The following is an 11,405-nucleotide window of genomic DNA, read 5'->3' on the forward strand; positions in this document are numbered from 1 at the left end:
GCCGGCCGGGAACACCGTTCCCGGCCGGCTCGTGGTTTTCTCCTCAGCTGCCGCCGCTGGTGAGCTGGCGGCGATGGAACTCGAAATGCTTGGTGGGTAAGCGACAGACGTCGGCGAGGGTCAGGTGGTCGGGTTCCGCCGACGAGCAGGCGATCGATCCCGTAACCGATCCGGTCCCGGTTCGCGGTAACGGGCCGGTCGATCCGCCGATGCACAGGCGTATGCCGTACTGCGTCTGGAGTGCACCATGATCGAGAACTCGTCGGTGGGTCTGGCCATGCTCGAAGCCGAGGTGCCGGTCACGGTCACGGGCGAGGAGCGGTACCAGGCCGAGCTGGCCCGCTACCGCGTGGCGCCGGGGGCGCAGCGCGAGGTCGCGGTGGAGCTGGGCTGGTGCACCATCGGGTCGGGCAAGTACCGCGGCGAGCACGCCATCGAGGTCCGCCTCGACGGGCGCCGGGTGGGGGAGCTGACCCACCTGATGTCGCAGCGCTACGGCTGGGTCGTGTCGCAGGTGGCCGCGCGCGGTGGCAGGCCCGGGTGCGAGGCCGTGGTCGAGCTGGGTGCCCGGGGCCTGGAGATCATCCTCCGGCTGCCCCGCCGCACCGGTGGCTCGGTGCCCATCCCGGCCGCCACACCGGCCCCCATGACGACCCGGATGCCGGCGACGCCGATGCCACCGGCGACTCCGTTGCCGGCACCGCGCCGTGGGATCTTCGCCGCGCACAAGCCCGCGTGGATCGCCGCGGCCGTCGCGGCCATCATCGTGATCGCCGCCTTGGCCAGCAACGGGAACGACCCGGCTCCTTCCGCCGGCCCGGCCGACGCCACCACGACGACGGTCGAGCCCGCGCCGACCACCACGACGACCACCACCACGGTCGCGCCGAAGCCGGCGCCACCGAAGCCGGCGCCCCCCAAGCCCACCCCGAGGACGACCACGGAGGAGCCCGCCCCGCCTCCGCCGCCGGCCGAGCCCGAGCCGGCGTCCACCTGCGACCCCAACTACAGCGGCTGCGTCCCCATCGCCAGCGATGTCGACTGCGCGGGAGGCAGCGGCAACGGCCCCGCGTACGTGGCCGGTCCGATCGACGTGATCGGCACCGACATCTACGGCCTCGACCGGGACAGCGACGGCGTCGCCTGCGAGTAAAGCGCAGGCTCCTCATAGGTAATCCACAGCTGCGTCGCAGGCGCGGCACAGTCCTACGCCCAAGGCTGCGACACCGGGGTTACCCCACGCCATCCAGCGGTGAGGAGTTCAGGTGCGCTTTCGGTTGCCACGCGGGCGAAGACGAGTGTTGTGGCTGGCCGTCGTGGTGGTGGTCGCCGCGGGCGGGGCGGGGGCGTGGCTGGTCCTCCGGCCGTCCTCGGCGGCGCCCGCGGCCCAGGCGATGACGGCGGCGGTCACCTCCGGCCCGCAACGCCAGACGGTCTCCGCCACCGGCACCGTCAAGCCCGCCAAGCAGGCCGACCTCAGCTTCGCGGTGTCCGGTGCGGTCACCGCGGTGCTGGTCGCCGAGGGCGACACGGTCACCGCCGGGCAGGTGCTGGCCACCGTCGACGACGAGCTGCTGCGGGCCGAGGTCGACGCCGCCCAGTCCAACCTGGACGCGGCCGACGCCCGGCGCGACGACGACACCGCGGCGGGCGCGTCGGCCACGCAGCTCTCCGCCGACGACGCCGCGGTCGTCTCGGCGCGGAGCCGGCTGACCTCCGCGCAGGACTCCCTCGGCCAGGCGCGGCTGCGGGCGACGATCGCGGGCACGGTCGCGGCCGTCGACCTCGCCGTCGGCGACCGGGTTTCCGGCGGGGACAACGGATCCGCGCCGAGCGGCGACAGCTCGACCCCCACGGACCAGTCCGGCAGCGGCAGTACCACGGCACAGTTCACCGTCGTGTCGACCAACCGGTTCATCGTCGAGGCGAGCGTCGCGAGCGGTGACGTCGAGCGGGTGAAGGCCGGGCTGGCCGCGGACGTCACCCCGGTGGACGCCACCGAGCCCGTGCCCGGCACGGTCACGACCGTCGGGCTCGTCGCCCAGGTCGACGACTCCGGCGTGGCCACGTTCCCGGTCACCATCGACGTGACCGGCGAGCGCGACAACCTCTACGCCGGGTCCTCGGCCACCGTCACGATCGTCGTCGAGGAGCGGCCCGGCGTGCTCACCGTCCCGAGCCAGGCACTGCACAGCGAGGGCGGGCAGACCTACGTCTACAAGATCGTCGGCGGCGAGAGGGTGCGGACGGACGTGGAGATCGGCACCGCCTACGGCCCGCAGACCGAGGTCGTGTCCGGGCTCGCGGAGGGCGACGAGGTCGAGATCGACGGCTTCGTCCGGGCTCCCGGCGCCGGCAACCAGGACAACCAGAACGGCGGCGGCCAGGGCCCGAAGATGTTCCCCGGCGGTGGCGGCGGTGGGCAGGGGCCCGGTGGCGGCATGGCCCCGGGCGGGGGCAAGTGATGCGGCCGATCATCGAGATGCGGGACGTGCGCAAGACCTACGCGACGGGCACGGTGGAGGTCGAGGCGCTGCGGGGGGTGTCGGTCACGATCGGCGAGGGCGAGTACGTCGCCGTCGCCGGGCCGTCCGGCTCGGGCAAGTCGACGCTGATGCACATCATCGGCTGCCTCGACGTGCCGACCTCGGGCAGCTACCGGCTCGCCGGCGGCGACGTCGGTTCGCTGCCCGAGAACCACCTCGCCACCATCCGCAACCGGCGGATCGGCTTCGTGTTCCAACAGTTCAACCTGCTGCCCAGCATGACGGCCTGCCGCAACGTCGAGCTGCCGCTGGCCTACGCCGGGATCCCGGCCCACGAGCGCCGCGACCGCGCGGCCGCGGCACTGGCCCGGGTCGGCCTGTCCGACCGGCTGGAGCACCGGCCGGGCGAGCTGTCCGGCGGCCAGCAGCAGCGGGTGGCGGTGGCCCGCGCGCTGGTGACCGACCCGGCGCTGCTCCTCGCCGACGAGCCGACCGGCAACCTCGACTCGACCTCCTCGGCCGACGTGCTGGGGCTCTTCACCGAGCTGCACGCGGCCGGCCGCACGATCGTGCTGATCACCCACGAGCACGACGTGGCCGCGCGGGCCCAGCGCACCGTGCTGATCCGGGACGGCGTGCTGACCGACGGGGTGCTGGTGCCGTGAACTGGGCCGAGACATTCCGAAGTGGACTCGACGCGATCCGCGCGCACCGGCTGCGGTCCGGGCTCACCATGCTGGGCATCGTCATCGGCGTCTCGTCGGTGATCCTCACCGTCGGGCTCGGCCTCGGTGCCCAGGACGAGGTGCGCCGGCAGATCGACGCGCTCGGCAGCAACCTGCTGATCGTGTCGCCGGGCAGCAGCACCTCCCAGTCCGGGGTGCGCGGTGGCTTCGGGTCCGCGGTGACGCTGACCCTCGCCGACGCGAGCTCGCTCGCCACGCATTCGGTGGCGCCCGACATCGCGGCCGTCGCGCCGGTGACCACGGACTCGCTGGCGCTCACCGCGGGGACCACGAACTGGACGACGAACCTCGTGGGCACGACCACGACGTGGCCGTCGGTACGCAGCCGCACGGTGTCCGCCGGGCGGTTCCTCACCGAGGACGAGGTCACCGGCGCCGCCGACGTCGTCGTGCTCGGCTCGGCCACCGCGAGCGAGCTGTTCAGCTTCGGCAACCCGGTCGGCCGGGAGGTGACCGTCGGCGGCTCGCCCATGACGGTGGTCGGCGTCCTCGAGCCGACCGGCGCGTCGGCCGAGAGCTCGAGCGAGGACGACCTCGCGATCGTCCCGATCGGCACCGCCAAGCGGGTCACCGGGTCCGCGACCGCGGCGGTGTCGACGATCTACGTGGAGGCCGCGTCGGCGGACTCGCTGAGCGCGGCCCACCAGGAGATCACCGCGCTGCTGCTGAACCTGCACGGCGTCGACGCCACCGAGCCCGACTTCTCCATCGCCACCCAGGAGTCGCTGCTGGAGACCGCCAACGCCACCAACCGCACGCTGACGATCCTGCTCGGCGGGGTGGCCGCGATCTCGTTGCTCGTGGGCGGCATCGGGGTCATGAACATCATGCTCGTCGCGGTCACCGAGCGGGTCCGGGAGATCGGCCTGCGCAAGGCGCTCGGCGCCACCCCCGCCGCGATCCGCCGGCAGTTCCTCGTGGAGGCCGGTGTGCTCGGCACGGTGGGCGGGGTGGTCGGCGTCGGCGTCGGGATCGCGGGGGCGTTCCTGCTGCCCGGCCTGCTCGACCAGCCGGTGAGCGTGTCCGTGGTCGCGACCGTCGCCGCCATCGGGGTCGCGCTGGCCATCGGGCTCGGCTTCGGCGTCTACCCGGCCGGCCGCGCCGCCCGGCTCACCCCCATCGACGCCCTGCGCAGCGAGTGAGGAGACAGTTCATGCGTCCCGTTCTCAGGTGGACCGCGGTGGTCGCGGTGGTGGGCATCGGCGCCTCGGTGGGTGTCATCGCGTTCACCGCCGAGGCCGATCCCGCCGCCCGGTACCGCCTCGCCACGGCCGCGCTCGGCGACGTGGCGCAGACCGTGGCCACCAACGGAACCGTCGACTTCGTCAACCGGGCGGACGTGTCGTTCGGGGTCGACGGCACGCTCGCCGAGCTGTCGGTGGCGCAGGGGCAGCAGGTGAGCGCCGGGCAGTCGCTGGCCACCCTCGACCGCGCCGCGCTGCAGGCCGCCGTCGACGCGGCCGAGGCCGACCTGGCGAACGCGAAGGCCACGCTGGAGGCCGACCAGCAGCGCCAGGAGGAGTCGGTCCAGCCACCGGCCGACCGGCCCAGCGCGGACGGTGGCGGCGGGGGCGGGGGCGCACAGCTGGGCCGGGAGCAGCAGGCCGTCCGCACCGCACAGACCGCGGCCGGCAAGGCGATCGGTGCGGCGAAGGCGGCGCTGGCCGCGCAGGCCAAGGCATGCGCCGCGGCACCGCCGGCCGACGGGACCACGGCGGAGGGGACCACGGCGGAGGCGACCCCGACCGACCCCGCCTGCGCCGACGCGCTCGCCGCGGCCATGTCCGCGCAGGACGCGGTCGCCGGCGCGCAGGACAACCTCCAGAAGGCGATCGACGACCTCGCGACCGCCCTCGCCGCCGCCGCGTCCCAAGTGGACACTCCGGCCGCGGCGCCCCAGGACCGGGGCGGCGGCACGGATCCCGCACCCACCGCCGCGACCATCGCCGGCGACCAGGCCGCCGTCGACACCGCGACGGCCGGCCTCCTGGCGGCCAACCAGGCGCTCGACCAGGCCACGCTGACCGCGCCGATCGCCGGCACGGTCGCGTCGGTCGAGGTGGCCGCCGGCGACGCCGTCAGCGCGGGAACCACGGCGGTGGTGCTGATCGGCGCCGGCGCGGCGGTGGTCGAGACCACCGTGCCGGTGGAGCGGATCGGCGAGATCGAGGTCGGGCAGACCGCCACGGTCACCCCGACCGGCGCGGCGCGGGGGGTGCGGGGCACGGTCAGCCGGATCGGCCGGCTGGCCGACGCGGGGGCCGACGCCGTCGCCTACCCGGTCACGGTCACCGTCGACGAGCCGACCGCCGCCATGCCCGCCGGGAGCACGGCGGGCGTGGCCATCGTGGTCGCGACCGCCGACAACGTGCTGACCGTGCCCACCTCCGCCGTCGCCCACCGGGGGAACGCGACGACGGTGAGCGTGCTGGCCGGCACCGAGGCCTCGCCGCGGGAGGTCGTCGTGGGCGCGACCGGTCCACTTCGGACAGAGGTGCGCGACGGGCTCGAGGCCGGCGAGCGGGTGGTGCTCGCCGACCTGTCCGCGGCGCTGCCCAGCGCGGACCAGCAGACCGGTCCCGGCCTCGGCGGCGGCGCCAAGATGCCGGGCGTCCTGCGATCCGGCCCCGGGGCCCGCGTCGGCAAGTAGGGCACGTCTGACGGACCCTGGCCGCGCGGTTCGCGATCCGCCGGACGCGTCCTGCGATAACGCCCGGATAGCCGGATGGATGTGGTCCCCGCGAACCTGGTGTCACCGCCGCCGGCCGGCGGCCACTGAGGGGAGAGGCGGACATGACGTTCGGAGACCACCTGGGGTTCAGCACGGCCGTCGACGCGGTCGGGGTCGATCATGTGCGGCTCGGCTACCAGTACCTCGACCGCGGGGACCGGGACGGGTACGCGTCGCTGCTCGACGCGGCGGCCGTGCTCGACGAGCCGGGGCACGAGCAGGTGCGTGGGCGCGGTGCGGTGGCCGGGCTGCGGCGGGCGCGCGGGCGCGGCGAGCACGACGTGCGCGAGGTGTTCTCCGCCGACGGGCAGGTCGCCGCGGTCGGCCGGTTCGTGGGTCGTGAGGTGCTGGACTTCGCGGACATCTTCACCGTGTCCGACAGCGGGCTGCTGGTGAGCCAGCGGTGCTACTACTTCGTCCACCCTCGGTGATCGACTGGGACCAGGACGTGACATCCTCTCACCCGTCGTTCTAGGCTGGGCGTTCGTGTCGATTGATGGGAACCGTGCGGAGGACGCCCTCACCGCCGGTCCGATGTTCCGGATCCTGGGTCCGCTGCAGGTCACCGTCGGTGGACGGCAGGATTTCACGATCCCTCCAGGCCGTCAGCAGATCGTGCTCGGTGTCCTGCTGCTCGGTGCCAACCGGGTGGTCAGCATCGACCATCTCATCGACGCCATCTGGGACGACGACCCGCCGGCCACCGCCAGGACCCAGGTGCAGATCTGCGTCTCCCGGCTGCGCAACAGCCTCATCGCGGCCGGCTGCGAGGCCATCGTCACCCGGCCGCCCGGCTACCTCATGCCGGTGCGCCCGGGCCAGCTCGACGCGCAGCTGTTCACCACCCTGACCGCCGACGCCGACACCCACGCCCGGGCCGGCCGCGCCGACCAGGCGGCCGACGTGCTCGGCCAGGCCGTCGGGCTGTGGCGGGGCCCGGCGCTCACCGGCATCAACAGCCACATCCTGCGGGCCAGGGCCACCGAGCTCGACGAGCGCAGGCTCGCCGCCGTCGAGTCGCATGTGGACCTTCAGCTGCAGCTGGGCAGGCACCACCAGCTGGTCGGCGAGCTGTCGACACTGGTCAGCGAGAACCCGCTGCGGGAGCGGCTGCGCGGGCAGCTGATGCTCGCGCTGTACCGCTCCGGCCGCCAGGCGGAGGCGCTCGAGGCCTACCGGCACGGCCGCGAGCTGATGATCGACCAGCTGGGCCTCGAGCCGAGCGAGGAGCTGCGCAGGCTCGAGACCTCGATCCTCGCCGGGGACGTGGCCCCGCGGACGGTCGAGGTGGCGCCGGTCCTGTCGCCGCGGGCGGCCGAGCCCGAGGTCCCGTTCCAGCTGCCCACCGACATCGCCGACTTCACCGGCCGGGCCGAGCTGGTCGAGCGCACCGAGCGGCTGCTGGCCGACACCCAGGAGGGGGAGGGCTACGCGACGCGGGTCGTGGTGCTGGCCGGCAAGCCCGGCGTCGGCAAGAGCGCGCTGGCCGTGCACGTCGCGCACCGGTTGGGGGACAACCACTTCCCGGACGGGCAGCTGTACTGCGACCTCGGCGGCAACCGGACCGAGCCCACCCGGGCGGTGGACGTGCTCGGCCGGTTCCTGCGGGCGCTGGGGGTGCCCGGCGAGGCCGTCCCGGAGCAGGCCGACGAGCGCGCCGAGATGTACCGGCACCTGCTGGCCCGCCGCCGGATCCTGGTGCTGCTCGACGACGCGGCCGGCGAGGCGCAGGTGCGCCCGCTGCTGCCGGGCAGCGGCACCAGCGTCGTCGTGGTCACCAGCAGGGCCCGGCTCACCGGCCTGGCCGGCGCGCGGCTGTGCGACGTGGACGTGTTCGACCAGGACGAGGCGCTCAGCATGCTGGCCAGCGTCATCGGCGCCGAGCGGGTGGCCGCCGAGCCCGCCGCGGCCGAGGCGTTGATCCGGCTGGTCGGCAGGCTTCCGCTGGCGCTGCGGATCGTCGCCGCCCGGCTCGGCGCGCGGCCGCACTGGTCGCTGGCCTGGATGCTGGAGCGGCTGTCGGACGAGCGGCGCAGGCTCGACGAGCTGGCGCACGGGGAGCTGATGGTCCGGGCCAGCCTCGCGCTGACCTACGACGGGCTGGCCCCGCGAGCCCGCAGGCTGCTGCGGCTGCTCAGCGTGCTCGACGGGCTGAGCTTCCCCAACTGGGTGGCCGCCGCCCTGCTCGACGCCGACTACCTCGACGCGGCCGACCTGCTGGAGGTCCTGGTCGACGCGCAGATGGTCGAGGTCGCCGCCATGGACATCACCGGCAGCCCGCGCTACAAGCTGCACGGGCTGATCCGGCTCTTCGCCAGGGAGCAGCTGGAGCAGCACGAGCCGGACCAGAGCCGGGAGGCCGCGGTCGGCCGGGTGGCCGGCGGCTGGCTCGGGCTCAGCGACGCGGCGCACCGGCGCATCTACGGCGGCGACTTCACCGTGCTGCACGGGCCGGCGCCGCGCTGGCATCCGCCGGCCTCCTACACCGACCGGGTGCTGGTGGACCCGTTGGCGTGGCTGGAGTCCGAGCACGCCAACCTGTGCTCAACGGTGACGCTGACGGCCGCGTCGGGGCTGCCCGAGCCCTGCTGGGACCTCGCGGTGAGCCTGGTGACGTTGTTCGAGGCGCGGTGCTACTTCGACGACTGGGAGAAGACGCACCGGGTGGCGCTGGCCGCGGCCGCGAAGCACGGGAACCGGCGCGGGGTCGCCGCGGTCCGCTGCTCGCTGGGCTCGCTGCACCTGAGCCGGCGCCAGCTGGCCGCCGCCGAGGAGGAGCTGCTGCCCGCGCTGGGCGAGTTCGAGGAGCTGGGTGACTCGCACGGGATCGCCATGGCGCTGCGCAACCTGGCGCTGCTGGACCAGATCCGGGGCGCGACCGGGCCGGCGTACGAGCGCTACACCGCGGCGCTCGCCGGCTTCCGCGCCGTCGGCGACCTGGTCGGCCAGGCACACGTGCTCGGCCAGATCGCGCAGCTGCGGCTGGACCGGGGCGAGCCGGCCGAGGCCGGGGCACACCTCGCCGACGCGCTCGCGATCTGCCAGGAGGTCGGCAACCGCCGGGTCGAGGTCCAGATCCGGTACAAGCTGAGCGAGCTGATGCTGCGGGACGGCCGGCCGGCGGAGGCCAAGGACGTGCTGGTCGACCTGCTGCGCGTGGTGCGGGAGTGGGGCGACATCGTGGGGGAGTCGAGGATCCTGCGCCGGCTCGGTCAGGTGACCGTCCGGCTCGGCCAGGCCGACATCGGCGAGCGGCTGCTGGCCGAGGCCCTGGTCGCGTGCGAGCAGACCATGGACCGGGCCGGGGCCGACGCCATCCGGGGCGAGCTGGCCCGCCTGGTCACCGGCTGAACGGTTCTCACGGGCCCCACGGGGTGTCGTTGACGCCGTTGGTCGAGGGCGCGGTGACGGACGCCGTGGTCGTGGCGCCGGCGTTGGCGGCGGTGTTGGCGCCGGCATTGGCGACGGGCAGGGCGATCGCGGCGGCGAGGGCGGCGGTGACGATGGCGGCCTTGACGATTCGCATTTCCGATCCGTTCTTCCGGTGATTTCGGCTCGTATTCCGTGGTGCTGGACCCGAAGTTAGGAATCGGTGGCATCACCGGGTTATCCCGAGGACAGTCCCGCGTTATCACGGCGGCGCCCCGGACGCCCCGCTCGGTGATGCCACCGTGATAACGGGGGTGTCGATGCTGGTGACAGCGCGGTCGCGGCCCACCGGCCGACCCGGACACCTCGGGACGGAACATGGCTCAGAAATTCGGGCACCTGCTCAGACCGCACAGCATGCGGCGCGCTCTGACGCGACGGCAGCCGGCCCGAGCCGACCGCGGCCGGCCTCCTCGCCGCACTTCGTCTGTAGAGCGGGTGTTCGACGACGCCGTCCTGACGCCGTCCTGGAGGGCTGCCGGGAAGGAGTCACGAGATGACTGACGTGGCAGGCCAGCGCCTACCCGAAGGTGCCGGGAGTGGTGGCACCGTGCGTGAGCGCGCGAACGAACCATCGAGGCTGGTCGCCGCGACCTTTCCCGAGGCGGCGGTCCGCGCGCGGGCCCGAACCGGTGCGGCGCAGGCCTTCCCGGACACCGCGGGCTACGGCACGGCCCTCTACGGCGCCGACCCGGCCGCCCGCGCGCTCGACGTGCTCGACGCGATGCGGCTCGTGCCGCCGGTGTTCGTGCCGCGCCGGCTGGAGAAGCTGATCGACCTGGGCCGCGAGCCGGTGTACCGCGACGTCGAGCTGGACACCGCGATCGGCGGGTTCGCCTCGACGCTGCCGCTGTACCTGTCCGCGTTCGGCTCGACCCAGGTGGCGAGCGTCGACCTCGGCGTGGCCGCCGGCCGCCAGGCCGGCCGGCTCGGCATCCCGATGGTCGTCGGCGAGGACGTGGTGCCCGGCAACGGGTACGGCCGCCTCGACGACCAGTCCGCGGGCCGCTCGCTGCTCGGCCGGCTCGAGGCCTACGCGAGCGAGGTGCCCGACGGCCGGGGCGGCGTCGTGGTCCAGCAGTCCACTGAGGACGCCGACGCCGAGATGTGGAAGCTCGTCTACCGCGACCCGAGCGCGCTGCCGCTGCTCGAGTCGGGCCGGCTGGCCTTCGAGCTGAAGGTGGGTCAGGGTGCGAAGCCCGGCCTGGGCGGGATGACGGTGCTCGACGCGGCGGCCGCGGACCGGCGGGCCGAGGCGTACCCGCTGGACCCGCTGTTCGGCGGCGGCAGGGTGCTGCGGGCCGGCAGCCCGGGCACGTTCACCGAGGAGATCCTGCGCCAGCAGATCCGGTTGATGCGCAACAACTTCCCGCGCGCCAGGGTGTGGGTGAAGCTGCCACCCGCCCGCGACGTGCTGGCCGCGGCGCTCGTGGCCTGGGAGGCCGGCGCGGACGCGGTCACCGTCGACGGCGCCGAGGGCGGCACCGGCTGGGCGCCGACCGCGTTCCTCGGCCACGTGGGGCTGCCGCTGGCCGAGTGCCTGCGCCGCATCGGCGACCAGGACGCCTGCCTGCTGGTGTCGGGCCGGATGTGGGAGGGCACCCGGGTGGCCAAGAGCCTCGCGCTCGGCGCCACCGCCGCCGGCCTCGGCCGCGCCGCGCTCGTCGCGGTCGACGAGGACCCGGACGCGGGGCTGGTCAACCTCGTCGACTGCCTCGCGCTCGAGCTGCGGATGCTCACCAGCGCGCTCGGCAAGTACCACTGCGGCGAGCTGGGCCGCGAGGACGTCTGGGCCACGGCCGAGATGTCCACTATGGACACCCTGGCGGGTGTGTGGTGACCGCCGTGGCCGCGCCGGCGGAGACCGGCACCCCGAAGCGGCGACGGCGGGACGGGCCCGGTCACCAGGCGGCTCCGCCGCGCTCGTCGACCTGCGGCACGGCCGCGCGGCCGGGCCGGACGGGTGGCCGCACCCGATCCGGGTGACCCGCGGTGGGCCGGGGGGCCCCGCGC

The 11,405-nt window shown here is 74.5% G+C and carries 9 protein-coding genes; 8 read left to right on the top strand and 1 reads right to left on the bottom strand.

Going from position 1 to position 11,405, the window contains the following annotated elements:
• Positions 1 to 247 precede the first annotated feature (247 nt).
• The 7 genes from VGD70_RS34335 to VGD70_RS34365 all read left to right on the top strand — a co-directional run bounded on the left by VGD70_RS34335 (position 248) and on the right by VGD70_RS34365 (position 9,314).
• Positions 248 to 1,153 (top strand): hypothetical protein, encoded by a 906-nt coding sequence (locus VGD70_RS34335; protein ID WP_331088876.1) that lies wholly within the window; start codon positions 248 to 250, stop codon positions 1,151 to 1,153.
• Between the two features lie 112 nt (positions 1,154 to 1,265).
• The gene (locus VGD70_RS34340; RefSeq protein ID WP_331088878.1) at positions 1,266 to 2,465 is read left to right on the top strand and encodes an efflux RND transporter periplasmic adaptor subunit; all 1,200 of its coding nucleotides are present in this window, start codon (positions 1,266 to 1,268) and stop codon (positions 2,463 to 2,465) included.
• A complete protein-coding gene (locus tag VGD70_RS34345) occupies positions 2,465 to 3,151 on the top strand; it encodes an ABC transporter ATP-binding protein (protein ID WP_331088880.1) in 687 nt (228 codons plus the stop codon). The genes VGD70_RS34340 and VGD70_RS34345 overlap by 1 nt, the downstream gene beginning before the upstream one ends.
• The gene (locus VGD70_RS34350) at positions 3,148 to 4,374 is read left to right on the top strand and encodes an ABC transporter permease (RefSeq protein ID WP_331088881.1); all 1,227 of its coding nucleotides are present in this window, start codon (positions 3,148 to 3,150) and stop codon (positions 4,372 to 4,374) included. Before VGD70_RS34345 ends, VGD70_RS34350 begins: the two co-directional genes overlap by 4 nt.
• An 11-nt stretch (positions 4,375 to 4,385) precedes the next feature.
• Complete coding sequence (locus VGD70_RS34355) at positions 4,386 to 5,882, top strand: efflux RND transporter periplasmic adaptor subunit (protein ID WP_331088883.1); 1,497 nt, start codon at positions 4,386 to 4,388, stop codon at positions 5,880 to 5,882.
• A gap of 143 nt (positions 5,883 to 6,025) precedes the next feature.
• Positions 6,026 to 6,394 carry a nuclear transport factor 2 family protein gene (locus VGD70_RS34360; RefSeq protein WP_331088885.1) on the top strand — a complete coding sequence of 123 codons (369 nt, stop codon included), beginning with the start codon at positions 6,026 to 6,028 and terminating at the stop codon, positions 6,392 to 6,394.
• Between the two features lie 55 nt (positions 6,395 to 6,449).
• Positions 6,450 to 9,314: an AfsR/SARP family transcriptional regulator gene (locus VGD70_RS34365; RefSeq protein ID WP_331088887.1), complete on the top strand. Its 2,865-nt coding sequence runs from the start codon at positions 6,450 to 6,452 to the stop codon at positions 9,312 to 9,314.
• A gap of 7 nt (positions 9,315 to 9,321) precedes the next feature.
• Here VGD70_RS34365 and VGD70_RS34370 read toward each other — a convergent pair whose 3' ends face one another.
• A complete protein-coding gene (locus VGD70_RS34370; protein WP_331088888.1) occupies positions 9,322 to 9,489 on the bottom strand; it encodes a hypothetical protein in 168 nt (55 codons plus the stop codon).
• A 399-nt stretch (positions 9,490 to 9,888) separates the two neighbouring features.
• Between VGD70_RS34370 and VGD70_RS34375 the strand changes: the two genes are divergently transcribed.
• On the top strand, positions 9,889 to 11,232 hold the full coding sequence (locus VGD70_RS34375) for a glutamate synthase-related protein (protein ID WP_331088890.1): 1,344 nt from the start codon (positions 9,889 to 9,891) through the stop codon (positions 11,230 to 11,232).
• Positions 11,233 to 11,405 lie beyond the last annotated feature (173 nt).

The organism is Actinophytocola sp. (assembly GCF_036402745.1).
GTDB lineage: Bacteria > Actinomycetota > Actinomycetes > Mycobacteriales > Pseudonocardiaceae > Actinophytocola.

Excerpts from the sequence above, each read along its gene's own strand:
- VGD70_RS34335 (WP_331088876.1), top strand. The coding sequence starts at position 248 with ATGATCGAGAACTCGTCGGTGGGTCTGGCCATGCTCGAAGCCGAGGTG.
- VGD70_RS34375 (WP_331088890.1), top strand. The coding sequence starts at position 9,889 with ATGACTGACGTGGCAGGCCAGCGCCTACCCGAAGGTGCCGGGAGTGGT.
- VGD70_RS34360 (WP_331088885.1), top strand. The coding sequence starts at position 6,026 with ATGACGTTCGGAGACCACCTGGGGTTCAGCACGGCCGTCGACGCGGTC.
- VGD70_RS34355 (WP_331088883.1), top strand. The coding sequence starts at position 4,386 with ATGCGTCCCGTTCTCAGGTGGACCGCGGTGGTCGCGGTGGTGGGCATC.
- VGD70_RS34345 (WP_331088880.1), top strand. The coding sequence starts at position 2,465 with ATGCGGCCGATCATCGAGATGCGGGACGTGCGCAAGACCTACGCGACG.
- VGD70_RS34370 (WP_331088888.1), bottom strand. The coding sequence starts at position 9,489 with ATGCGAATCGTCAAGGCCGCCATCGTCACCGCCGCCCTCGCCGCCGCG.